Source organism: Ottowia beijingensis, from assembly GCF_042680925.1.
Lineage (GTDB): Bacteria > Pseudomonadota > Gammaproteobacteria > Burkholderiales > Burkholderiaceae_C > Ottowia > Ottowia beijingensis.
Genome location: NZ_JBHUEP010000009.1, coordinates 102,501 through 124,326 on the forward strand (window position 1 = coordinate 102,501; position 21,826 = coordinate 124,326).

The following is a 21,826-nucleotide window of genomic DNA, read 5'->3' on the forward strand; positions in this document are numbered from 1 at the left end:
AACAATAAAGGGCGCCGTAGCGCCCTTTGCTGTTGGCTTGAACATTCTCAGTTCGAAAACGCCGCAATCCCCGTGATGGCCCGGCCCAGGATCAGCGCGTGCACGTCGTGCGTGCCCTCGTAGGTGTTGACCACTTCCAGGTTCACCAGGTGGCGCGCCACGCCGTATTCGTCGCTGATGCCGTTGCCGCCCATCATGTCGCGCGCCATGCGGGCGATGTCGAGCGCCTTGCCGCAGCTGTTGCGCTTGAGGATCGAGGTCAGCTCGACCGGCGCGATGCCCTCGTCCTTCATGCGGCCCAGGCGCAGGCAGCCCTGCAGGCCCAGGCTGATGTCGGTCAGCATGTCGGCCAGCTTCTTCTGGATGAGCTGGTTGGCGGCCAGCGGGCGGCCGAACTGCTGGCGGTCCATCACGTACTGGCGCGCGCGCAGATAGCAGTCTTCGGCCGCGCCCAGGGCGCCCCAGGCGATGCCGTAGCGGGCGCTGTTCAGGCAGGTGAACGGGCCTTTGAGGCCGCGCACGTCGGGGAAGGCGTTCTCTTCGGGCACGAAGACTTCGTCCATCACGATTTCGCCGGTGATGGAGGCGCGCAGGCCGACCTTGCCGTGCACGGCGGGGGCGCTCAGGCCCTTCCAGCCTTTCTCCAGGATGAAGCCGCGGATCTGCCCACCATCGTCCTTGGCCCAGACCACGAACACATCGGCGATGGGGCTGTTGGTGATCCACATCTTGGCGCCCGAAAGCGAGTAGCCGCCATCCACCTTCTTGGCGCGCGTGATCATGCTGCCGGGGTCGGAGCCGTGGTTCGGCTCGGTCAGGCCGAAGCAGCCGATCCATTCGCCGCTGGCCAGCTTGGGCAGGTATTTCTGCTTCTGCGCCTCGGTGCCGAACTCGTTGATCGGCACCATCACCAGCGAACTCTGCACGCTCATCATGCTGCGGTAGCCGCTGTCCACGCGCTCCACCTCGCGCGCCACCAGACCGTAGCAGACGTAGTTGAGGCCGGCGCCGCCGTAGGCTTCAGGGATGGTGGGGCCGAGCAGGCCCAGCTCGCCCATCTCGCGGAAGATCGTCGGGTCGGTGGTTTCGTTGCGGAAGGCCATCTGCACGCGCGGCAGCAGCTTCTCCTGGCAGTAGGCGCGGGCGGCTTCCTGCACCTGGCGCTCATCGTCGGTGAGCTGTGCGTCGAGCAGGAAGGGGTCTTGCCAGTTGAAGCTGTTCTTGGTGGTGGCCATGGTCGTGTCTCCGTGCGGTGTCGAATGAATCCGGTGATTGTGCCGTGGTCATGAATAGCTGTCTAATATCGAATAGCGATTCATCTATTCGAGGCAACTATTCATGGAGCTGCGCCACCTGCGCTACTTTTTGGCCCTGGCCGACGAACTGCACTTCGGCCGCGCCGCGCAGCGGCTGGCCATCAGCCAGCCGCCGTTGACGGTGGCCATCCAGCAGCTCGAGGCCGAGGTGGGCGCGCCGCTGTTCCTGCGCAACAGCCGCGGCGTGCAGCTGACAGCGGCCGGGCAGGCGCTGGTGCCAGCCGCGCAGGCGGCCATCGACGGCGCGGCGCAGGCACTGCACGCCGCGCGCGACGCGGCCAGCGGCCAGGTGGGGCGCCTGTCGATCGGCTTTGCCGGCACCATGCTGTACCGCGGCCTGCCGCAGATGCTGCGGCGCTTTCAGGCCGAGCACGCGCGCTTGCAGCTGACGTTGCGCGAGCTGAGTTCGAGCGAGCAGCTGGTGGAGCTGCAGCACGCGCGGCTGGACGCCGGCTTCGCCCACGTCGCGCACGCGCCGACGGGGCTGGCGGCGCAGTTGGTGTCCAGCCAGCCCTTCGTGGCCTGCGTGCCTGCTGCGCACGCGCTGGCGCGCAAGCGCACGCTGCCGCTGGATGCGCTGGCGCCCGAGCCGCTGGCGCTGGTGTCGCGCAGCGTCTCGCCCGACTACCACGCGCGCATCGTGGCCGCCTGCCAGGCGGCGGGTTTCACGCCGCAGCCGCTGCACGAGATGCAGCACTGGCTGAGCGTGGTATCGCTGGTGTCGCAGGGCCTGGCGGTGGCACTGGTGCCGGCGGCGCTGCAGCAGGCGCAGCTGGCGGGTGCGGCCTTCGTGCCGGTGAAGGACCCGCACGGCACGCTGCCGCGCTACGAAACGCGCTGCCTGTGGAACCCCGCGCGCGACCTGCCGGCGCTGGGGTTGTTTCTGACCGCGGTGCGCGCCGTGGGGCAGACGGCGTAGCATGGCCGGTCGGCTTCATCGTTTTTCTGTGGGAGCGGGCTTGCCCGCGATGCGGCGTGTGACTCGACGACGAGACGCCATCGCGGGCAAGCCCGCTCCCACAGTCTGGAAGGAAGGATTCAACCCATGAGCGCAACCGAAACCATCGTGCTGGGCGGCGGCTGCTTCTGGTGCACCGAGGCGGTGTTCAAGGAAGTGCGCGGCGTGCTGGACGTGGAAAGCGGCTACAGCAACGGGCAGGCAACGGCGCCCAGCTACGAGCAGGTCTGCACCGGCCGCACCGGCTGTGCGGAAGTCGTCAAGCTGAGCTACGACCCGGCGCAGGTCAGCCTGCGACAGCTGCTGGAGATCTTCTTCGCCACGCACGACCCCACGCAGCTCAATCGGCAGGGCAACGACGTCGGCACGCAGTACCGCAGCGGCATCTACTTCACCACGCCGGCGCAGAAGGACGTGGCCGACGACATCGTCCGCGAGATGAGCCAGGACAAGCTGTTCGGCGCGCCCATCGTGACCGAGGTCGAGCCGCTGGCGCACTACTTCGCCGCCGAGGACTACCACCAGGACTTCTTCGAGCGCAACCCGCACCAGGGCTATTGCCTGGCCGTGGCCGCGCCCAAGGTGGCCAAGTTCCGCCAGACCTTTCGCGCGCTGGCGAAGGGATGAGGGCTGAACAGGAAATTGCGGGTCAAATGGCTCGCGGGGCCTTGCGTAGCAAGCGCAAGCAGCTATAAGTTGCATAGCTATCCAGCGCCTGCCGCGACCGGCGCACGGCATCGGTCAAAATCGCTCACGCCATGTCCCACCTGATCGGTCATCTTCACCTGCGCGCCAGCGCCACGCACATCGGCCGCAACCGCCGCCTGTGGCGGATGCCTGGGGCGATGCAATGAACCGAGAACAGCACCAGGGCCGTGGCTTCGACCTGTTCTGCCTTGCGCTGGCGCTGGCCCTGCTGGCGGCGTTGATCGCGCTGTCGGCCTGGCTGTGGCAGGGTCGGCAGCAACCGCTGCTGCTGGCGCCGGCCATTGGCGAGTTGAGCGACTGCCTGGAAATGGCCGCGCCCGCCCAGCCGCTGGAGGCCGCATGTACCGGCGAGCACGGCTCGGCCGCCGCCCGCATCGAGTCGACGCTGCAGGCCGTCGGCCCGCGCCGCAGCGCCGATGGGCGCTTCGAGCTGGGCTACACGCTGCTGGTGCCCCTGCTCAATCTGTTCGAGCCGCGCGCCGGTGGCTGGGTGGTGGACGCGCAGGCCGTGCGGCGCATCACGAACACGGTGCAGGGCGTGGATCGCCCGGTGGTGCTGTACCTGTTCTCGACGCACTTTTCCGAGCATGCGCCCATCGAGCCGGCGCTGGCACAAGACCCGGCCAACATGGCCCACACGCCGCAGGGCCCGCTGCCGGTGGACCGGTACATGAGCTGGCCGCTCTACCCCTGGAGCATTGCCCGCACCGACAACGCGATTACCCAGCGGCGCGAGCAGGCCATTGGCGCGCTGACGCAGGCCTTGTGCGCCTTGCCGAGTGAGGTGCGCCAGCGCATCGCCGGCGTCAACCTGCTGGGCGAGGTGCACCACCTGTACCCCGATTTCGAAGCCGGCATGGGGCATGGCCTGCCGTATGTGCTGACGGACTATTCGCCGACTTCGCGCGCAGGTTTCCGCGCCTGGCTGCGCCAGCACTTTCGTGGCGACATCGCGGCGCTGAATGCGCAACTGGGCTCCGGGTTCGCGTCGTTCGACCAGATCGAGCCACCCGCGCGCGACATCCGCCACGAGCGACTGGACCACTTCTGGCAGCACATCGACGACGCGGCCGCTGGCACGCTGGCCATCAGCGGCTGGGCGCACGACGCTGCGCTGCCCAAGGGCGCCACGCCCTGGGTGCGCGTGTACCTCGATGGCCAGCCGGTCGGCCGCGTGCCGGCGCATTTCGTGCGGCAGGACGTGGGACAGGCGCGCCCCGAGTTCGGTACCGACAAGGTCGGCTGGCGCTACGACCTGCGCTTTGCCGACCAACCACCGGGCGTGCACCGCATCGACGTCGTGCTGGAAGGCGAGGGCGGACGCCTGCGGCACCTGGGTACGCGCCACATCGCCGTGATGGGGCGTGACCAGGCCACGCCCGCACCGATGCCGCTGCGCCAGCCCCTGCCGCCGATGGCGCCGCCCGGCCCGCAACTGCAGTTCTGGATCGACGCGCCACTGGATGGGCGCGCCGTGTTCTACAACCCGCTGGTGCCGCTGTGGCACGCTTTCCGCAACCAGCAGGTGGTGGACTATCTGGCGCACTTCGACCGCCTGCTGGACGACAGCTGCCTGGCCGGCGTGCCGCACCGCACGCAGCAGATCTACCCGGCCGAGAAGGCCGGCTGGGACGGCACGCGCTTTGCGTCGGAGCAGTCGCTGCTGCCGTTCCGGGACGTGCGCCTGGGCATCAATCTGTACGGCGAGGCCACCTACGACGATTCGTTCTTCGACTGGCTGGCGCGCTCACGCCAGCCGGTGTACAGCGTGACCGAGTTTCACCCGCTGCGCGCCATGGGTGCTGACGAACTGCGCCGCGTGCTGCTGCGCCACCGCGCGCATGGGGCGCAGAGCCTGTCGTTCTTCCTGCACCTGCCGCCGGCTGGCGGCACGCGCACCGAGCCGTTGGCCAACCCTTTCGCGCTCGATCCCGCCAACCCGCTGCATGGATCGGACGCGCTGTACCGCGCCGTGCAGCAAATCATGCAGGGCCGTGCGGCTGCACGTGATTGAGAAGTTTTCGGGCTGCAGCCCTTTTGTCATCGGCGCCAACCGCTTCGATATCTGTAGCGATTGACCGCTTGCCGCGATCGCCTACTTCGTGCCGAAGATCCGATCCCCCGCATCCCCCAGCCCCGGCAGGATGTAGCCGTGGTCGTTCAGTTCGCGGTCGATGGCGGCGGTGTAGATCGGCACGTCGGGGTGGGCGGCGTGCAGGGTGCAGATGCCCTCGGGCGCGGCCAGCAGGCACAAGAACTTGATCGAGCGCGGGCCGGCGGCCTTGAGCTTGTCGATGGCGGCGACGGCCGAGTGGCCGGTGGCCAGCATCGGGTCGACCGCGATCACGTCGCGCTCGGCCATGTCGGCGGGCATCTTGTAGTAGTACTCCACGGCCTGCAGCGTTTGCGGGTCGCGGTACAGGCCGACGTGGCCCACGCGCGCATTGGGCACCACGCGCAGCAGGCCGTCGAGCATGCCGTTGCCGGCGCGCAGGATCGAGGCGAAGACCAGCTTCTTGCCGTCGATCATCGGGCTCTTCATCTTCTCCAGCGGCGTTTCGATCTCGACCAGTTGGGTGGGCATGTCGCGCGTGATCTCGTAGGCCATGAGGGCCGCCAGCTCGCCCAGCAAGGTGCGGAAGGTGGTGCTGCTGGCGTCCTTGTTGCGCATCAGCGTGAGCTTGTGCTGCACCAGCGGGTGGGTGACGTGGTGGACCTGGGCAGCGGTGTTCTTCGTCATGGGGGGTGGTTGGTTCAAAAAAGATAGCTGCTTGCGCCCGATTCAAAAGGATTTCAGATCGATTTCTCTTGAATCCGTTGTTGAACAAGCGCTAGCCACTATGAAAAACGTAACGATCAGTGGGGCATGGAGGCGTTCGAGTGCGGCGTTGCCGCACTTGGCGCGGTACCGGTTCAGCGCCGCCGCCCGCCCAGCAGGCTGCCCAGTGCGCCGCGCACCAGCTCGCGGCCCATGCGGCGCATTTCGCCCTTGACCACGTTCTGCACCAGGCCGTCGTACTGGCCGCCGCGCGGGCCGGTGCGGCCGAACAGGGCTTCCTTGCCCCATTTCAGCGCCTCGTCCATCAGGCCGCCGCCCTCGGCCGCCGCACCACCGGCAGCGCCAGCGCCGCCTGCGCCCGGCGCTGCCCGTGCGCCACGCTGGGCCAGCATCTCGTAGGCGGATTCGCGGTCGACCGTCTGCTCGTAGGTGCCGGCGATCAGCGAGTTCTTGTTCAGCTCGGCGCGCTGTGCGTCGGTGATCGGGCCGATCTGGCTGCCAGGCGGGATGACGTAGACGCGCTCGGTGATGCCAGGGCGGCCCTTGGCGTCGAGAAAGCTCACCAGCGCCTCGCCAGTGCCCAGCTCCGTGATGGCGGCTTCGACGTCGAGCTGGGGGTTGCCGCGCATCGTCTCGGCGGTGGCCTTCACGGCCTTCTGGTCGCGCGCGGTGAAGGCGCGCAGCGCGTGCTGCACGCGGTTGCCCAGCTGCGCCAGCACGGTGTCGGGCACGTCGATGGGGTTCTGGGTGACGAAGTACACGCCCACGCCCTTGGATCGGATCAGCCGCACCACCAGTTCGATGCGCTCCAGCAGCACCTTGGGCGCGTCGTTGAACAGCAGGTGCGCCTCGTCGAAGAAGAAGGCGAACTTGGGCTTTTCCGGGTCGCCGATTTCGGGCAGGCGCTCGTACAGATCGCTCAACATCCACAGCAGGAAGGTGGCGTACAGGCGAGGCGATTGCATCAGCTTGTCAGCGCTCAGGATGTTGATCACGCCCTTGCCGCCCACGGTCTGCATCATGTCGTCGAGGTTCAGCATCGGCTCGCCGAAGAACTTGTCGCCGCCCTGGCTTTCCAGCGTCAGCAGACCGCGCTGGATGGCGCCCACGCTGGCGGCGCTGACGTTGCCGTACTGAGTGGTGAACTGCTTGGCGTTTTCGCCGACAAAGCTCAGCATGCTGCGCAGGTCTTTCAGGTCCAGCAGCAGCAGCCCGCTGTCGTCGGCGATCTTGAACACCAGGTTGAGCACGCCGGTCTGTGTCTCGTTCAAATCGAGCATGCGCGACAGCAGCAGCGGCCCCATGTCGCTGATGGTGGCGCGCACCGGGTGGCCCTGTTCGCCGAACACGTCCCACAGGGTGACGGGGCAGCTCGTCGGCTCGGGCAGGGGCAGGCCGCGCTCCTTCAGGATGTCGGCCATCTTGCCGCCGATGGTGCCTTGCTGGCTGATGCCGGTCAGGTCGCCCTTCACGTCGCTCATGAACACCGGCACGCCGATGGCGCTGAAGGATTCGGCCAGCTTTTGCAGCGTCACCGTCTTGCCGGTGCCGGTGGCGCCGGTGATCAGCCCGTGGCGGTTGGCCAAGCCTGGCAGGATGAAGGTTTCGATATCGCCATGCTTGGCGATGAGGATGGGATCGGCCATCGGAGGGGTATGGAGGGCACGAAAAGTAGAATGGACCGATTATCCCGATACTTGAAATCAGAGGCAGAGCGATATGGCTGGTCACAGCAAATGGGCCAACATCCAGCACCGCAAGGGGCGGCAGGACGAAAAACGGCAGCGCATCTGGACCCGCGTGGTGCGCGAGATCATGGTGGCGGCGCGCACCGGCGGCGGTGATCCGGCGGCCAACCCGCGCCTGCGCCTGGCGATCGAGAAGGCCAAGGCGGCCAACATGCCGGCCGACACCGTCAAGCGCAACATCGACAAGGCCACCGGCAACCTCGAAGGCGTGAGCTACGAGGAAATCCGCTACGAGGGCTATGGGCTGGGCGGTGCGGCCATCATCGTCGACACCATGACCGACAACCGCGTGCGCACCGTGGCCGAGGTGCGTCACATCTTCAGCAAATATGGCGGCAACATGGGCACCGAGGGCTCGGTGGCGTTCCAGTTCAAGCATTGCGGCCAGTTGTTCTTCGCCCCCGGCACCGACGAAGAGAAGGTGATGAACGTGGCGCTGGAGGCCGGTGCCGAAGACGTGATCACCGACGACGAAGGCGCCATCGAGGTGCTGACGCCGCCGGCCGAGTTCGAGGCCGTCAAGAACGCCCTGGAGGCCGCCGGCCTGACGCCCGAGGTGGCCGAGGTGACGATGCGCCCCGAGAACACCATCGACCTGGCCGGCGACGACGCGGCGAAGATGCAGAAGCTGCTCGACATGCTGGAAGACCTGGACGACGTGCAGGACGTGTTCCACAACGCCAACGTGGAGGTGGCGTGACGCCCGGGCCGCGGTCGCGCCTGCTGGCGGCGGTGATCGTGGCCGCGAGCGTGCTGGCGGGCTGCGGCGGCGGTACCGAAGTCTCCTGGTGCCTGGGTGGCGATGGCTTTTCGGCCGGCTACAACACCAGCCAATGCCCGCCTGATCCACACGATAAACCGGCCGAAGCCACGCCCTGATGGCGCTGGCAGCTCTTGTTTTTGAAGTAATCCCATGAAAATCCTCGTCATCGGCGGCGGTGGCCGTGAACACGCGCTGGCCTGGAAACTCAGCGCTTCGCCCAAGGTGCAGCAGGTGTACGTGGCGCCCGGCAACGGCGGCACGGCGCTGGCCCCCAACCTGAAGAACGTGCCCATTACCGACCTGGTGGCCCTGCGCGATTGGGCGCTGGCCGAGAAGATCGCGCTCACCGTGGTCGGGCCCGAGCAGCCGCTGGCCGCCGGCGTGGTGGACGACTTCCGTGCCCATGGCCTGCGCATCTTCGGGCCGACCAAGGCCGCCGCGCAGCTCGAAAGCAGCAAGGCCTTCAGCAAGGACTTCATGAAGCGCCATGGCATCCCCACGGCGGCTTACGACACCTTCACCCATCTCGCCGCCGCGCACGCCTATGTCGACAAACTGGGGGCGCCCATCGTCGTCAAGGCCGACGGGCTGGCGGCGGGCAAGGGCGTGGTGGTGGCCACCACCACCGAAGAGGCGCACGCCGCCATCGACGACATGCTGGGCGGCAACACGCTGGGCGTGGCGCACAACGAGGGTGGCGCGCGCGTCGTCATCGAGGAGTTCCTGCAGGGCGAGGAAGCCAGCTTCATCGTGCTGTGCGACGGCAAGAACGTGACCGCGCTGGCCAGCAGCCAGGACCACAAGCGCCTGAAGGACGGCGACGAAGGCCCTAACACCGGCGGCATGGGCGCGTATTCGCCCGCGCCCATCGTCACGCCCGACGTGCATGCGCGCGTGATGCGCGATGTGATCCTGCCCACCATCCGCGGCATGGACAAGGACGGCATCCCGTTCACCGGCTTCCTGTATGCGGGCCTGATGATCGACGCCGACGGCAAGCCGAAGACGCTGGAGTTCAACTGCCGCATGGGCGACCCCGAGACGCAGCCGATCCTGATGCGCCTGAAGTCCGACCTGGTGGATGTGATGATGGCTGCCACCTCGGGCAAGCTGGACGAAGTGGAACTGCAATGGGACCGCCGCGTGGCGCTGGGCGTGGTGCTGGCGGCCGGCGGCTATCCGCTGAATCCGAAGAAGGGCGACCTGATCACCGGATGCCCCAAGCCCACCGACGACGTGGTGGTGTTCCACGCCGGCACCGTGGCCGACGGCGAGCAGGTCAAGACCTCGGGCGGGCGCGTGCTGTGCGTCACCGCGCTGGCCGATTCGGTCAAGCAGGCGCAGGTCAAGGCCTACGACGCGGCGCGCGGCATCCACTTCGACGGCATGCAGTACCGGCGCGACATTGGTTTCAGAGCAGTCAAGGCCGGCTGACATGGCGCGGATCGATCCTCTCGTGGTACGCGACTATCTGGTTGGCCTGCAAGGCCGCGTCACCGACACCGTCGAATCGCTCGACGGCCAGGCGAAATTCCTGCGTGACGAGTGGCGCAAGGCGCCGGGCGAGCCGCTGCAGGGCGACGGCATCACCAAGATCATGGAAGGGGGCGCGGTGTTCGAGCGCGCCGGCTGCGGCTTCTCGCACGTGCGCGGCCCCCGGCTGCCGCCTTCGGCCACGCAGCACCGGCCCGAGCTGGCCGGCGCGCCCTTCGAGGCCATGGGGGTGTCGCTGGTGTTCCATCCGCTCAATCCCTATGTGCCCACGGTGCACATGAACGTGCGCATGATTTCCGCCGGCCATCCCGGGCAGGCGCCGGTCGCCTGGTTCGGCGGCGGCATGGACCTGACGCCGTACTACGGCTTTGATGAGGACTGCCAGCACTTCCACCGCGTCTGCCGCGATGCACTGCAGGCCTTCGGAGACGACAAGTACCCGCGCTTCAAGCAATGGTGCGACGAGTACTTCTACAACAAGCACCGCAGCGAGCCGCGCGGCATCGGCGGCATCTTCTTCGATGACTTTGCCGAGGGCGGCGCCGACAACGGCTTCGCCCTGATGCGCTCGGTGGGCGATGCCTTCCTCGATGCCTACGTGCCCATCGTGCAGCGCCGCGTCGGCATGGCGTGGGGCGAGCGCGAGCGCGAACACCAGCTCTACCGGCGCGGGCGCTATGTCGAATTCAACCTGGTGTGGGACCGCGGCACGCACTTCGGCCTGCAGTCGGGCGGGCGCACCGAATCGATTTTGCTGTCGATGCCACCGCTGGTGCGCTGGGCTTACCAGCACCAGCCTGCGCCCGGCACGCCGGAGGCGGAACTGACCGAGCGCTACCTGAAACCGCGGGACTGGGTTTGAGCCGTACGCCCCAGCGCATCGGCCTGTTCGGCGGTGCCTTCGATCCGCCGCACGACGCCCATGTGGCGCTGGCGCGTGCCGCCATCGACGAGCTGCAACTCGATCGCCTGCACATCGCCCCCACCGGCGACGCCTGGCACAAGACGCGCCCCTTGAGCCCCGGCGTGCACCGCCTGGCCATGTGCCGGCTGGCCTTTGCCGATGTGCCGAAAGTGCTGGTGGATGACCGCGAGCTGTTGCGCGACGGCCCCACCTACACCATCGACACGCTGACCGAACTGCGCGCCGAATACCCCGGTGCCGGGCTGTTCCTGCAGATCGGGGCCGACCAGGCGGCGGCTTTTCACACCTGGCGGCGGGCCGCCGATATTCTGCAGATTGCTACACTATCAATAGCTGTCCGCGCCGATTTGGCGGTCGCTGAAGCCACTTTTGACTTGAAAAATCCCTTGCCCGGCCTCAGGCCCGATGCGGGCCGTGTGCGTGTGCTGTCGCTGCCGGCCATGCCGCACAGCGCCACCGACGTGCGCCGCCGCGTGGCGGCGGGCCAGCCCATTGGCCATCTGGTTCCCGCGCCCGTCGCCGGGTATATTGCCGACCACCACCTCTACCAAGCCAACCAAGCCCCCACCTGATGAGCGAATCCGCCGCCAAGAAAGACATCCAGAAACTCCAGCGCGCCATCGTCGATGGCCTGGAGGACGTCAAAGCCCACGACATCCGCGTGTTCAACACCGAGCACCTGTCGCCGCTGTTCGAGCGCGTGATCGTGGCCAGCGGCAGCAGCAACCGCCAGACCAAGGCGCTGGCCGCCAGCGTGCGCGACAAGGTGCGCGAAGGCGGCTTTGCCAAGCCGCGCACCGAGGGCGAGGACAACGGCGAATGGATCATCGTCGACTGCGGCGCCGCCGTGGCGCACATCATGCAACCGGCCATCCGCCAGTACTACAACCTCGAAGAAATCTGGGGCGAGAAGCCGGTGCGCCTGAAAGGCCCGGCCGCCAAGGCCGCCGCCAAGCGTGCCGCCAAAGAGAAGGAAAAAGCGGCCGCAGCGCCCGCCAAGAAAGCGCCGGCAGCTACCAAGAAAGCAGCGCCCGCGACGGCGCCAGCCAAGCAGGCGGCCGTGAAGGCACCGGCCAGGAAAGTGCCCGCCAAGCAGGTGGCCGCCAAGTCACCCGCGCGCAAGTCGGCGGCGGGCACCGCGGCCGCGCCGCGCAGGCGGGCCGGCAGCGCCACTGCGCCGCTGAAGACCGTGGTGGTCAACAAGCCATCGGCCCGCAGCGCGGCCAAGGCGCCGGCCAAAACAGCCGCCAAGACCGCAGCGAAGACGCCTGCCAGGGCACCCGCCAAGGCGCCCGCCAGGAGCACCGCGAAGAAACCCGTGCCGCGCACGGGCCGCTGATCGGCGGCAATGAAGCTGATCGTCGTCGCCGTCGGCCAGCGCGTGCCCGACTGGGCCCAGGCGGCGTGGGACGACTACGTCAAGCGCTTTCCGCCCGAGCTGAGGGTCGAGCTCAAGACCGTCAAGACCGAGCCGCGCGCCGGCGGCCGCACCACCGAGCAGGTGAAGGCCGCCGAGCGCCAGCGCATCGAAGCGGCCGTGCCGCGGGGCGCGCGCCTGGTGGCGCTGGACGAGCACGGCACCTCGCTGACCACCGTGGCGCTGGCCGCCCGCGTGCGCCAGTGGCAGCTGGGCGGCGGCGACGTGGCGCTGATGATCGGCGGGCCCGACGGGCTCGACCCGCTGCTGATCCAGGCCGCGCACGAGCGCATCCGCGTCTCCGACCTGACCCTGCCGCACGCCATGGTGCGCGTGCTGCTGGTCGAGCAGCTGTACCGCGCCTGGTCGATCAACGCCGGTCACCCGTATCACCGAGAATGAGCCGAGCCGAGCATTCGGCGTTCATCGTGGATACCGGATGCTCATGAATTGATAGTTTCCAGCGTTTGTCCAGCAATGATTTCAAGAGAAAATAGCCTGAAACCATTCATTGACAAGCGCAAGCAGCTATGGTTTTTGATAGGCCACGCACCGCATGATCTACCTCGCCTCCCAAAGCCCGCGCCGGCGCCAGCTGCTCGAGCAACTGGGCGTGCCGCACGCGCTGCTGCTGCCCGATGACGCCGACGCGGCCGAGGCGCTGGAGGCGGTGCGCCCGGGCGAGGCGCCGGGCACCTATGTGCGGCGCGTCACGCGCCTGAAACTCGAACATGCGATGCGTGCCCTGGCCCAGCGCCAGCGCCCGCCGGCCCCGGTGCTGTGCGCCGACACCACGGTGGCGCTGGGCCGCGCCATCCTCGGCAAGCCGCGCGACGCGCAGGACGCCGCCGCCATGCTGCGCCAGCTCTCGGGGCAGACGCACCGCGTCATTACCGCGGTGGCGCTGCACGCGGCTGACGCGGTGCACGAAGCCGCCAGCGAATCGCGCGTGCGCTTCGCGCCCCTGGGCGAGGACGACATCGCCGCCTACGTCGACAGCGGCGAATGGCAGGGCAAGGCCGGCGCCTACGCCATCCAGGGCCGGGCGGCGGCGTTCATCGCGCACATCAGCGGCAGCTACAGCGGCATCATGGGCCTGCCGCTGTTCGAGACGGCTCGAATACTGCGTGCGGCCGGCGCACAATAAGCGCAGGCAGCTATTGAATATGCAGCAAGACATCCTCATCAACTGGTCGCCGCAGGAAACGCGCGTGGCCGTCATCGAGCACGGCGCGGTGCAGGAGCTGCACGTGGAGCGCGCGCTGGAGCGCGGCCTGGTGGGCAACATCTACCTGGGCAAGGTGGCGCGCGTGCTGCCGGGCATGCAGTCGGCCTTCATCGACATCGGGCTGGAGCGCGCCGCCTTCCTGCACGTGGGTGACCTGTGGCAGAAGCCGCTGGAGGGCGAGGGCCTGCCGGCGCACCGCAACGGCGGGCCGCCGCGGCCGATCGAGAAGCAGGTGTTCGAAGGGCAGACGCTGATGGTGCAGGTCATCAAGGACCCCATCGGCACCAAGGGCGCGCGCCTGTCCACGCAGGTCAGCATCGCCGGGCGCATGCTGGTGTTCCTGCCGCAGGACGACCACATCGGCGTGTCGCAGAAAATTCCAGCCGGCCTGCGCGACGAGCTGCGCACGCGCGTGCAGGCGCTGGCCAGCGCGGGTGTGGCCGGCGGCAAGACCGGCGGCTTCATCCTGCGCACCAATGCCGAAGACGCGACCGACGCCGAGCTGGCCGACGACATCGCCTACCTGCGCAAGGCCTGGGCGCGCATCAAGGACGCTGCCACGCGCCAGCCGCCGGCCAGCCTGCTGCACGAAGACCTGAACCTGCTGCAGCGCGTGCTGCGCGACCTGGCGGGCGATCACACGCAGGCCATTCGCATCGATTCGATGGAGCAGTTCCACGCGCTGATGGCGTTCGGGCGCGAGTTCATGCCTGCCGCCGCCGGGCACCTGCAGCATTACAAGGGCGAGCGGCCGATCTTCGACCTGTACTCGGTCGACGAGGAAATCGGCAAGGCGCTGGGCCGACGCGTCGACCTGAAGTCGGGCGGCTACCTGGTAATCGACCAGACCGAGGCGCTGACCACCATCGACGTGAACACCGGCGGCTACGTGGGCGCGCGCAACTTCGACGACACGGTGTTCAAGACCAACCTGGAGGCGGCGCAGGCCATTGCGCGGCAGCTGCGGCTGCGCAACCTGGGCGGCATCGTCATCATCGACTTCATCGACATGGCGCAGGCCGAGCACCAGCAGGCGGTGCTGGCCGAGCTGCGCAAGCAGCTGGCGCGCGACCGCGTGAAGACGCAGGTGGGGGGCTTTTCGGCGCTGGGGCTGGTGGAGATGACGCGCAAGCGCACGCGCGAATCGCTGGCGCAGCTGCTGTCGGAAACCTGCGACCAGTGTCAGGGCACCGGCCGCGTGCGCACCGTGCGCACCGTAGCCTACGACATCCTGCGCGAGATCCTGCGCGAGGCGCGGCAGTTCGACCCGAAGGAGTTCCGTATCGTCGCCGCGCCGGCGGTGATCGAGATGCTGCTGGACGAGGAAAGCCAGCACCTGGCGGGGCTGTCGGACTTCATCGGCAAGCCGATTTCGCTGCACGCCGAGAGCGGCATCGGGCCGGACCGGTACGACATCGTGCTGCTGTAGGCGGCGCGCCGGGCGCGACGCGCCTCGTCGCGGGCCAGCTGGCTTCCACGGCAAGTGTGTGGCCGGTTGGGCGGGCAGCGGGGCATATACTACCCATATACCTATCCGCCAGCGCCCGTCCATCAAGCGCTTTAGGCAGATACTCCCCTATTCACTGTCAGGAAGCTTCCGGCTCCCCCGCCTGGACGCCAGGGGTCGCGGCGGGCGTCGGCAGGCTGTGCAGCCGTGCGTACATGCCGCCAGCGGCCTTCAGCTCGGCGTGCGTGCCCTGCTCCACGATGCGCCCGCGCTCCATCACCACGATGCGGTCGGCGTGCTCGATGGTGGACAGCCGGTGCGCGATCACCAGCGTGGTGCGGCCCGCCATGGCGCGGGCGATGGCCTGCTGCACCAGGCGCTCGCTTTCGGTGTCGAGCGCGCTGGTGGCCTCGTCCAGCAGCAGCACCGGTGCGTCCTTGTACAGCGCGCGGGCAATCGCCAGGCGCTGGCGCTGCCCGCCCGACAACTGCGTGGCGTTGTGGCCCAGCACCGTGTCGATGCCCTGCGGCAGCGTGGCGATGTGCGCGGCCAGGTTGGCGTCCTGCAGGCAGCGCTGCACGCGCTCGCGGTCGATCTCGCTGGCGCCCAGGGCCACGTTGGCGGCCACGCTGTCGTTGAGCATGGTCACGTCCTGGCTGACCAGCGCGAACTGCGCGCGCAGTGCGGCCAGCGGCCACTGCGTGAGGTCGGTGCCGTCCAGCAGCACCTGGCCGCGCGTGGGCAGCACGAAGCGCGGCAGCAGGTTCACCAGCGTGGTCTTGCCCGAGCCGGACGGGCCCACCAGCGCCACCGTTTCGCCGGCGCGCACATGCAGGCCGATGCCGGCCAGGGCCGGCTCGGCATCGGCGGCGTAGGCGACGGTGACGTCGCGCAGGGCCAGCTCGCCCCGGGCACGCGGCGCGGGCGCGGCGGCGCCGTTGGCCGGGCTGGCCTCGGGCAGCACCTCGGCCATCAGGTCCAGCCCGCGCTCCAGCGCCGCCAGGCCGCGCGTGATGGGGCCGACCACGTCGGTCAGCCGGCGCAGCGGCTGGATCAGCATCAGCATGGCGCCGATGAAGGACACGAAGCCGCCCACGGTGATGCTGCGCCCGCCGCTGCTCTGGCCCTGGTACAGCGCGATGCCGATGACCACCGACAGCGCCACGGCGGCCGCCATCTGCGCCAGCGGCATGGCCGCGGCCGAGGCGCTGGCGGTCTTGATCGACAGGCCGCGCAGCTTGCCGCTGAGCAGGTCGAAGCGCGCCGCCTGCTGCGGCTGCGCGCCGTGCAGGCGCACCATGCGGTGGGTCAGCACGTTCTCTTCCACCACGTAGGCCAGCTCGTCGGTGGTGGCCTGCGACAGGCGGGTGTAGCGGTACAGCCGCCGCGACATGGTCTTCATGATCAGCCCGACGATGGGCACCAGCACCAGCACGATCAGCGTGAGCGACCAGTTCAGGTACAGCAGGTAGGCCATCAGCGCCACCACCGAGAAGCTGTCGCGCCCCAGATTGAGCAGGGCGGTGACCAGCAGCGTGGTGCCGGTCTGCACCTCGTAGACGATGGTGTTGGCCAGCTGGCTGGCGCTCTGGCGCGAGAACAGCGACAGCTCGGCCGCCAGCAGCCGGTCGAACAGCTGGCGCCGCAGCTTGACCATGCCCTCGTTGGCGATGCGCGCCAGCGCGTACTGGCTGGCAAAGTGCGCGAAGCCGCGCAGCGCGAACAGCCCGACGATGGCCGCCGGCACCAGCCAGATCGGCAGGCTGCCCTGCGTGAAGCCTTCATCCAGCAGCGGCTTGAGCAGGGCGGGCACCGAGGCCTCGGTCAGCGCGCTGACCAGCGTGCCGGCGATGGCGATGACCCAGCCCAGGCGGTATTCGCTGAAATACGTCCACAGCCGCAGCAGCCGCGCACCCAGGGGCCGCTGCGCGGAGGGCGAGGCGGGGGGCTGGGCGGGCTTCGGGTCGGGCATCGGCGGGCGGCGGGGTGAAGCCGTGGATTCTACGGAGCGCCTTTGCCACGCCATCGCTCGCGCAGCGGCCGCCAAGCCGGGCCGGGCGGCGCGGCAGGAAAATGCGGGGAACTTCCCGCCGGCGGCTTGGACAAATTCACAGTTTGAAACGTCGCTTCGGTCAGGCTTGCTACCATTGCCGCGGCCCATCGGCCCGCCGGCGGTACTTTGTTCGCCGCAGTCTCTCGATATGAAATTCCACCCCCAAGACCATCGCATCACTCCCAACTGGCAACGCCGTGGCCTCGTGGTCGCACTGGCCGCCACGCCGGCGCTGCCGGCCCTGGCGCAGTTCCGCGTCGAAGTCTCCGGCGTCGGCCTGACCCAGCTGCCCATCGCTCTGGTACCGTTCCGCGGCGAGGACGCGGCGCCACAGAAGATCAGCGCCATCATCCGCGCCGATCTGGAGCGCACCGGCCAGTTCCGCTCGGTCGACCCGAGCGGCCAGGCCATGGACGAAACCACGCGGCCCGACATGTCGGTGTGGCGCCAGCGCACGGCCGATGCGCTGGCCGGCGGCAGCGTCACCCGCCTGGGCGATGGCCGCTACGACGTACGCTTCCGCCTGTGGGACGTGGTGAAAGGCCAGGACCTGGGCGGCCAGGGCTACGTGGTGCCGCAGGCCGACCTGCGCCTGGCGGCCCACAAGATCGCCGACTACATCTATGAAAAGCTGACCGGCGAGAAGGGCGTGTTCTCCACCCGCCTGGCCTACGTCACCAAGGCGGGCAGCCGCTACACCCTGTGGGTGGCCGATTCCGACGGTGAGAACGCGCAGGCCGCCCTGGGCAGCCCCGAGCCCATCATCTCGCCCACCTGGTCGCCCAACGGCTCGCAATTGGCCTATGTGTCGTTCGAGTCGCGCAAGCCCGTCATCTACGTGCACGACGTGGCCAGCGGCCGCCGGCGCTTGCTGGCCAACTTCCGCGGCTCCAACAGCGCGCCGGCCTGGTCGCCCGACGGCCGCCAGCTGGCCGTCACGCTGTCGCGCGATGGTGGTTCGCAGATCTACCTGATCAGCGCCGGCGGCGGCGAGCCGCGCCGCCTGACGCAGTCGCAGAGCATCGACACCGAGCCCACCTTCTCGCCCGACGGCGGCACCATCTACTTCGTCAGCGACCGCGGCGGCGCGCCGCAGATCTACCGCATGTCGGCCAGCGGCGGCGCAGCGCAGCGCGTCACCTTCAGTGGCGGCTACAACGTGTCGCCGTCCGTCAGCCCGGATGGACGTTATCTGGCATACGTGTCGCGCAGCGGCGGCTACAAACTGCAGGTGATGGAGCTGGCCTCTGGCAACGTCACCGCGGTCACCGACACGGCGGAAGACGAAAATCCGAGCTTCGCGCCCAACAGCCGCCTGATCGTGTACGCCACACGCCAGGGCGGCCGCGAGGCGCTGATGACCACCACGGTGGACGGCAAGATCAAGGCGCGTCTGGCGGGCCGCAGTGGCGACATCCGCGAGCCCTCGTGGGGTCCGTTCCAGCGCTAGTGTTTCAAGGGGCTGCGGGGCAGCCCTGGTTTCTTCCAATCGTCAATTCAGGAGTGAGAACAATGATGAAGCGTTATCTGATGGTGGCCGCATTGGCGGCGGTGCTGGCGGGCTGTGGTTCCAACGTCAAGCTCGATCCCCCGATCCAGGGCAGCGGGGCGGACGCCACCGCTACCCAGGGTGCGGGTGCCGGCGCGGCCGGCGCAGGTGCGGGCCAGAGCACCGTCACGCAGGTGCAGGCGGGCCCCGCCGGTGCCGATGCCGCCGGCCCGGCCGGCGTGGGCCGCGTCATCTACTTCGACTTCGACAGCTTCACCGTCAAGCCCGAGTACCAGGGCCTGGTGGACCAGCACGCGCGCTTCCTGCAGGGTAACCGCGGCCGCAGCGTGGCCGTCGAAGGCCACACCGACGAGCGCGGCAGCCGCGAATACAACCTGGCCCTGGGCCAGAAGCGTGCCGAGGCCGTGCGCCGCGCGCTGACGCTGGTGGGCGCCACCGACGCGCAGATCGAGGCGGTGAGCTTCGGCGAGGAAAAGCCGGCGGTGAGCGGCTCGTCCGAGGACGCCTACTCGCAGAACCGCCGCGTCGAAATCCGCTACCGCTGATCGCGCCGTGATGCGGATGAATCTTCTTCGGGCCGCCGTGCTGACGGCCACCTGCCTGGTGGCGCAGGGCGCCGCGCAGGCGCAGCTGTTCGGCGACGACCAGGCGCGCCAGGCCATCCTGGACCTGCGCCAGCGCTTCGACCAGTCGGTGGCGGCGCAGAACCGCCTAGTGGACGAGAATACCCAGATGCGCCGCAGCATGCTCGACCTGCAGCAGCAGATCGAATCGCTGCGCGGCGAACTGGCGCGCGCCCGCGGTCAGGAAGAGCAGCTGGCGCGCGACCTGTCCGAGCTGCGCAAGCTGCAAACCGCGCAGCAGGCGCTGGACGAGCGCCTGCGCAAGCTGGAGGCCGCTGAAACCGCGCGGGCTGCCGATCCGGCCGCTGTCGCCACGCCCCCGCCGCTGCCCAACGAATCCGCCGCCGGCGGCGAGAAGCAGGACTACGACGCCGCGCTGGCGGTGTTCCGTGCCGGCGACTTCAAGGGCGCGCAGACCGGCTTCGCCAATTTCATCAAGCGCTACCCGCGCAGCAGCCTGGCGCCGTCGGCGCTGTTCTGGCTGGGCAATGCGCAATACGCCACGCGCGACTACAAGGAAGCCATCACCAACTTCCGCTCGCTGCTGACGGCCTCGCCCAACCACCAGCGCGCGCCCGAGGCCATGCTGTCCATCGCCAATTGCCAGATCGAGCTGAAGGACACGCGCGCCGCCCGTTCCACGCTGGAGTCGCTGGTCAAGACCTACCCGCAGTCCGAGGCCGCGCAGGCGGGCAAGGAACGGCTGGCGAGGTTGAAGTGACATCCCCCTGAGCGGCTCACGCCGCTTCCCCCTTCTTGCTTCGCGAAGGGGAACAACGCCAGCGGGCGGGCCAAGCCCTTCCACGGCGTTCGCTGGCATGGCCTGCTCCGCGGCCCTTTCTGGGCTTGCTGCGCAGCCCGGTGTTGGCTCCCTCCCCCGCTGGGGGGAGGGTTGGGGTGGGGGCCAGCAGCGCATCCAAAGCGTCGGATGCGAGTTGAGGCTCACGGCGCCTCGCTCATCGCCAGCCCCGATGTATAATGCCAAGTTCCCTTGCCGCACCCCGAACAGACGCCGGGGGCGGCTTTTCTCATCCACAAGGAGAGTCAATGCGTCACTATGAAATTATTTTGCTGATCCACCCGGATCAGAGCGAGCAGGTTCCGGCCATGCTGGAGCGCTACAAGGGCATGATCACCGCCGGCGGCGGCAAGATCCACCGCCAGGAAGACTGGGGCCGCCGTCAGCTGGCCTACCAGATCAACAAGCTGGCCAAGGCCCACTACCTGTGCCTGAACATCGAGGCCGACCAGGCTGTGATGGGCGAGCTGGAGCACGCCTTCCGCTTCAACGACGCCGTGCTGCGTCACCTGACGGTGCAGAAGAAAAAGGCCGAGACCAACCCTTCGTCGATGATGAAGACCGTCGAGCGCGAGGAAGCGCGCAAGGCCCAGCAGGCGGAAACCACCAACTGAGCATGCCCTGGCGTGCGCGCCGGGCGGCCTGAGCCGAGGTGAACCAGACCCGCCTCACGGCCTGCATCGTCGAGATCGGCGCCCTGCGCCTGACCCCCGCCGGCGTGCCGGCGCTCGATGCGAGACTCGAACACGAGTCGCAGCAGGAGGAGGGCGGCAGCCCCCGGCAGGTCAAGGCGGCATTGAGGGCGGTGGCCCTCGGCGCCGTGGCCGAAAGGCTCGGCAGGCAGGCGGTGGGTTCCACCTGGTGCTTCACCGGCTTTCTGGCCAGTCCGCGCAACGCCAAGCATGTGGTGCTTCACATCCAGGATTTTCAGCAAGATCAGTTTCAAGGAGGCTCTTAAATGGCCACGTTCAAGAAATTCAACAAGGACAAGCGTCCCAAGCGCAACACCCAGTCGCTGCTGTTCAAGCGCAAGCGTTTCTGCCGCTTCACCGTCGCCGGCGTCGAAGAGATCGACTACAAGGACGTCGACACCCTGCGCGACTTCATCAGCGAGAACGGCAAGATCGTGCCCGCGCGCCTGACCGGCACGCGCGCCATCTACCAGCGCCAGCTCAACACCGCCATCAAGCGCGCGCGCTTCCTGGCGCTGCTGCCCTACACCGACCAGCACCGCGTCTGATAGGAGAACCCTCATGCAAGTCATTCTTCTGGACAAGGTTGTCAACCTGGGCAACCTGGGCGAGATCGTCAAGGTCAAGGACGGCTACGCCCGCAACTTCCTGATTCCCTCGGGCCGCGCCCGCCGCGCCACCGAGGCCGCCAAGGCCGAGTTCGAGGCCCGCCGCGCCGAGCTGGAAAAGCAGGCCGCCGAGAAGCTGGCCGCCGCCCAGGCGCTGGGCGAAAAGCTGAACGGCCAGACCATCAAGCTGACGCAGAAAGCCGGCGTCGACGGCCGCCTGTTCGGTTCGGTCACCAACCACGACATCGCCGACGAGCTCAAGAAGCAGGGCTTCGACGTGCACAAGTCGCAGGTGCGCCTGCCCAACGGCCCGATCAAGACGGTGGGCGACAACACGGTCGAGGTCTCGCTGCACACCGACGTGGATGCCGAGATCACCGTCTCGGTGTACGGCGAAACGGCCTGATCGAGCCGCCGTACCGGCTGTCGACCCCGCACAAGCCGCCCGCCGCCAGGTGGGCGGCTTTTGTTTTGGTGTTGACTCGCAGGCGCCGGATGATTCAAAAAAAATAGCTGTTTGCGTTGATCCATTAAGGATTTCAGATGCTTTTCTTTTGAATCCATTGCTGGACGAGCGCCACCCACTATAAAAATCATACCGATGCGGTCTTCACCGGCTCCGCATTCTCCACAGCTTCACAACACCAGTTCACCGCTGCTGCACCGCTTGTCCACAGGCTTGTCCCATGACAAGCGGAGCCACGGGGCGTAGCATTGACCACGCCTTCCCTGCCGCAGTTCGCCGCTGCCTCGCTGCC

General features: G+C 68.2%; 23 protein-coding genes. 19 read left to right on the forward strand and 4 right to left on the reverse strand.

The annotated features are described in order from the left end of the window. Nucleotides 1-47: 47 nt before the first annotated feature. Nucleotides 48-1,235: an acyl-CoA dehydrogenase gene (locus ACFSCU_RS14475; RefSeq protein ID WP_333705413.1), complete on the reverse strand. Its 1,188-nt coding sequence runs from the start codon at nt 1,233-1,235 to the stop codon at nt 48-50. Between the two features lie 103 nt (nt 1,236-1,338). Between ACFSCU_RS14475 and ACFSCU_RS14480 the strand changes: the two genes are divergently transcribed. The 3 genes from ACFSCU_RS14480 (at nt 1,339) to ACFSCU_RS14490 (ending at nt 4,996) form a co-directional block, all read left to right on the forward strand. Continuing rightward, on the forward strand, nt 1,339-2,235 hold the full coding sequence (locus tag ACFSCU_RS14480) for a LysR family transcriptional regulator (protein WP_377561018.1): 897 nt from the start codon (nt 1,339-1,341) through the stop codon (nt 2,233-2,235). 126 nt (nt 2,236-2,361) lie between these two features. Continuing rightward, on the forward strand, nt 2,362-2,901 hold the full coding sequence (gene msrA / locus ACFSCU_RS14485) for a peptide-methionine (S)-S-oxide reductase MsrA (protein WP_333705415.1): 540 nt from the start codon (nt 2,362-2,364) through the stop codon (nt 2,899-2,901). Nucleotides 2,902-3,124: 223 nt separating this feature from the next. Then, nucleotides 3,125-4,996, forward strand: coding sequence for a hypothetical protein (locus ACFSCU_RS14490; RefSeq protein WP_180549513.1), 1,872 nt, complete (start codon nt 3,125-3,127; stop codon nt 4,994-4,996). Nucleotides 4,997-5,077: 81 nt separating this feature from the next. On the opposite strand, the gene upp is transcribed toward ACFSCU_RS14490, so the two are convergent. Next, nucleotides 5,078-5,722: a uracil phosphoribosyltransferase gene (gene upp / locus ACFSCU_RS14495; protein WP_180549512.1), complete on the reverse strand. Its 645-nt coding sequence runs from the start codon at nt 5,720-5,722 to the stop codon at nt 5,078-5,080. A gap of 173 nt (nt 5,723-5,895) precedes the next feature. Further along, complete coding sequence (locus ACFSCU_RS14500; protein ID WP_377561019.1) at nt 5,896-7,407, reverse strand: helicase HerA-like domain-containing protein; 1,512 nt, start codon at nt 7,405-7,407, stop codon at nt 5,896-5,898. 73 nt (nt 7,408-7,480) lie between these two features. Here ACFSCU_RS14500 and ACFSCU_RS14505 point away from each other — a divergent pair, with 73 nt between their 5' ends. The 9 genes from ACFSCU_RS14505 (at nt 7,481) to rng (ending at nt 14,765) form a co-directional block, all read left to right on the forward strand. Then, the gene (locus ACFSCU_RS14505) at nt 7,481-8,209 is read left to right on the forward strand and encodes a YebC/PmpR family DNA-binding transcriptional regulator (RefSeq protein WP_180549511.1); all 729 of its coding nucleotides are present in this window, start codon (nt 7,481-7,483) and stop codon (nt 8,207-8,209) included. After that, nucleotides 8,206-8,388: a hypothetical protein gene (locus ACFSCU_RS14510; RefSeq protein WP_180549510.1), complete on the forward strand. Its 183-nt coding sequence runs from the start codon at nt 8,206-8,208 to the stop codon at nt 8,386-8,388. The genes ACFSCU_RS14505 and ACFSCU_RS14510 overlap by 4 nt, the downstream gene beginning before the upstream one ends. A 34-nt stretch (nt 8,389-8,422) precedes the next feature. After that, on the forward strand, nt 8,423-9,706 hold the full coding sequence (gene purD, locus ACFSCU_RS14515; RefSeq protein ID WP_377561020.1) for a phosphoribosylamine--glycine ligase: 1,284 nt from the start codon (nt 8,423-8,425) through the stop codon (nt 9,704-9,706). A gap of 1 nt (nt 9,707) precedes the next feature. Beyond that, nucleotides 9,708-10,628, forward strand: a complete 921-nt coding sequence (gene hemF, locus ACFSCU_RS14520) for an oxygen-dependent coproporphyrinogen oxidase (protein ID WP_180549509.1) — start codon at nt 9,708-9,710, stop codon at nt 10,626-10,628. Then, nucleotides 10,625-11,263 (forward strand): nicotinate-nucleotide adenylyltransferase, encoded by a 639-nt coding sequence (gene nadD / locus ACFSCU_RS14525; protein WP_377561021.1) that lies wholly within the window; start codon nt 10,625-10,627, stop codon nt 11,261-11,263. The genes hemF and nadD overlap by 4 nt, the downstream gene beginning before the upstream one ends. Further along, nucleotides 11,263-12,030 (forward strand): ribosome silencing factor, encoded by a 768-nt coding sequence (gene rsfS, locus ACFSCU_RS14530; RefSeq protein ID WP_377561022.1) that lies wholly within the window; start codon nt 11,263-11,265, stop codon nt 12,028-12,030. Before nadD ends, rsfS begins: the two co-directional genes overlap by 1 nt. Before the next feature lie 9 nt (nt 12,031-12,039). Next, a complete protein-coding gene (rlmH, locus tag ACFSCU_RS14535; RefSeq protein ID WP_333705424.1) occupies nt 12,040-12,510 on the forward strand; it encodes a 23S rRNA (pseudouridine(1915)-N(3))-methyltransferase RlmH in 471 nt (156 codons plus the stop codon). Nucleotides 12,511-12,664: 154 nt separating this feature from the next. Further along, the gene (locus tag ACFSCU_RS14540) at nt 12,665-13,255 is read left to right on the forward strand and encodes a Maf family protein (protein ID WP_180549508.1); all 591 of its coding nucleotides are present in this window, start codon (nt 12,665-12,667) and stop codon (nt 13,253-13,255) included. A gap of 19 nt (nt 13,256-13,274) precedes the next feature. Beyond that, nucleotides 13,275-14,765 carry a ribonuclease G gene (gene rng / locus ACFSCU_RS14545; RefSeq protein WP_377561023.1) on the forward strand — a complete coding sequence of 497 codons (1,491 nt, stop codon included), beginning with the start codon at nt 13,275-13,277 and terminating at the stop codon, nt 14,763-14,765. A 157-nt stretch (nt 14,766-14,922) separates the two neighbouring features. On the opposite strand, the gene msbA is transcribed toward rng, so the two are convergent. Beyond that, nucleotides 14,923-16,755 (reverse strand): lipid A export permease/ATP-binding protein MsbA, encoded by a 1,833-nt coding sequence (gene msbA / locus ACFSCU_RS14550; RefSeq protein WP_377561024.1) that lies wholly within the window; start codon nt 16,753-16,755, stop codon nt 14,923-14,925. Nucleotides 16,756-16,984: 229 nt separating this feature from the next. On the opposite strand from msbA, the gene tolB reads away from it, so the two are divergent. The 7 genes from tolB to rplI all read left to right on the forward strand — a co-directional run bounded on the left by tolB (nt 16,985) and on the right by rplI (nt 21,474). Next, the gene (gene tolB / locus ACFSCU_RS14555; protein ID WP_377561025.1) at nt 16,985-18,286 is read left to right on the forward strand and encodes a Tol-Pal system beta propeller repeat protein TolB; all 1,302 of its coding nucleotides are present in this window, start codon (nt 16,985-16,987) and stop codon (nt 18,284-18,286) included. Nucleotides 18,287-18,348: 62 nt separating this feature from the next. Continuing rightward, the gene (gene pal / locus ACFSCU_RS14560) at nt 18,349-18,891 is read left to right on the forward strand and encodes a peptidoglycan-associated lipoprotein Pal (RefSeq protein ID WP_333705429.1); all 543 of its coding nucleotides are present in this window, start codon (nt 18,349-18,351) and stop codon (nt 18,889-18,891) included. A 10-nt stretch (nt 18,892-18,901) separates the two neighbouring features. Beyond that, a complete protein-coding gene (gene ybgF, locus ACFSCU_RS14565; protein WP_377561026.1) occupies nt 18,902-19,690 on the forward strand; it encodes a tol-pal system protein YbgF in 789 nt (262 codons plus the stop codon). 326 nt (nt 19,691-20,016) lie between these two features. Further along, the gene (rpsF, locus tag ACFSCU_RS14570; RefSeq protein ID WP_180549507.1) at nt 20,017-20,382 is read left to right on the forward strand and encodes a 30S ribosomal protein S6; all 366 of its coding nucleotides are present in this window, start codon (nt 20,017-20,019) and stop codon (nt 20,380-20,382) included. Between the two features lie 38 nt (nt 20,383-20,420). Next, the gene (priB, locus tag ACFSCU_RS14575) at nt 20,421-20,726 is read left to right on the forward strand and encodes a primosomal replication protein N (RefSeq protein WP_377561027.1); all 306 of its coding nucleotides are present in this window, start codon (nt 20,421-20,423) and stop codon (nt 20,724-20,726) included. Beyond that, the gene (gene rpsR / locus ACFSCU_RS14580; protein ID WP_180549506.1) at nt 20,727-21,008 is read left to right on the forward strand and encodes a 30S ribosomal protein S18; all 282 of its coding nucleotides are present in this window, start codon (nt 20,727-20,729) and stop codon (nt 21,006-21,008) included. Nucleotides 21,009-21,021: 13 nt separating this feature from the next. Continuing rightward, entirely contained in the window at nt 21,022-21,474 is a 453-nt protein-coding gene (gene rplI / locus ACFSCU_RS14585; RefSeq protein ID WP_180549505.1) for a 50S ribosomal protein L9, read from the forward strand. The last annotated feature ends 352 nt before the right edge of the window (nt 21,475-21,826 follow it).

Excerpts from the sequence above, each read along its gene's own strand:
- rpsF (WP_180549507.1), top strand. The coding sequence starts at position 20,017 with ATGCGTCACTATGAAATTATTTTGCTGATCCACCCGGATCAGAGCGAG.
- purD (WP_377561020.1), top strand. The coding sequence starts at position 8,423 with ATGAAAATCCTCGTCATCGGCGGCGGTGGCCGTGAACACGCGCTGGCC.
- ACFSCU_RS14500 (WP_377561019.1), bottom strand. The coding sequence starts at position 7,407 with ATGGCCGATCCCATCCTCATCGCCAAGCATGGCGATATCGAAACCTTC.
- msrA (WP_333705415.1), top strand. The coding sequence starts at position 2,362 with ATGAGCGCAACCGAAACCATCGTGCTGGGCGGCGGCTGCTTCTGGTGC.
- ACFSCU_RS14490 (WP_180549513.1), top strand. The coding sequence starts at position 3,125 with ATGAACCGAGAACAGCACCAGGGCCGTGGCTTCGACCTGTTCTGCCTT.
- rpsR (WP_180549506.1), top strand. The coding sequence starts at position 20,727 with ATGGCCACGTTCAAGAAATTCAACAAGGACAAGCGTCCCAAGCGCAAC.
- ACFSCU_RS14540 (WP_180549508.1), top strand. The coding sequence starts at position 12,665 with ATGATCTACCTCGCCTCCCAAAGCCCGCGCCGGCGCCAGCTGCTCGAG.
- ACFSCU_RS14475 (WP_333705413.1), bottom strand. The coding sequence starts at position 1,235 with ATGGCCACCACCAAGAACAGCTTCAACTGGCAAGACCCCTTCCTGCTC.
- msbA (WP_377561024.1), bottom strand. The coding sequence starts at position 16,755 with ATGCCCGACCCGAAGCCCGCCCAGCCCCCCGCCTCGCCCTCCGCGCAG.
- ACFSCU_RS14505 (WP_180549511.1), top strand. The coding sequence starts at position 7,481 with ATGGCTGGTCACAGCAAATGGGCCAACATCCAGCACCGCAAGGGGCGG.
- ybgF (WP_377561026.1), top strand. The coding sequence starts at position 18,902 with ATGCGGATGAATCTTCTTCGGGCCGCCGTGCTGACGGCCACCTGCCTG.
- rlmH (WP_333705424.1), top strand. The coding sequence starts at position 12,040 with ATGAAGCTGATCGTCGTCGCCGTCGGCCAGCGCGTGCCCGACTGGGCC.
- rsfS (WP_377561022.1), top strand. The coding sequence starts at position 11,263 with ATGAGCGAATCCGCCGCCAAGAAAGACATCCAGAAACTCCAGCGCGCC.
- rng (WP_377561023.1), top strand. The coding sequence starts at position 13,275 with ATGCAGCAAGACATCCTCATCAACTGGTCGCCGCAGGAAACGCGCGTG.
- upp (WP_180549512.1), bottom strand. The coding sequence starts at position 5,722 with ATGACGAAGAACACCGCTGCCCAGGTCCACCACGTCACCCACCCGCTG.
- rplI (WP_180549505.1), top strand. The coding sequence starts at position 21,022 with ATGCAAGTCATTCTTCTGGACAAGGTTGTCAACCTGGGCAACCTGGGC.
- hemF (WP_180549509.1), top strand. The coding sequence starts at position 9,708 with ATGGCGCGGATCGATCCTCTCGTGGTACGCGACTATCTGGTTGGCCTG.
- pal (WP_333705429.1), top strand. The coding sequence starts at position 18,349 with ATGATGAAGCGTTATCTGATGGTGGCCGCATTGGCGGCGGTGCTGGCG.
- ACFSCU_RS14480 (WP_377561018.1), top strand. The coding sequence starts at position 1,339 with ATGGAGCTGCGCCACCTGCGCTACTTTTTGGCCCTGGCCGACGAACTG.
- tolB (WP_377561025.1), top strand. The coding sequence starts at position 16,985 with ATGAAATTCCACCCCCAAGACCATCGCATCACTCCCAACTGGCAACGC.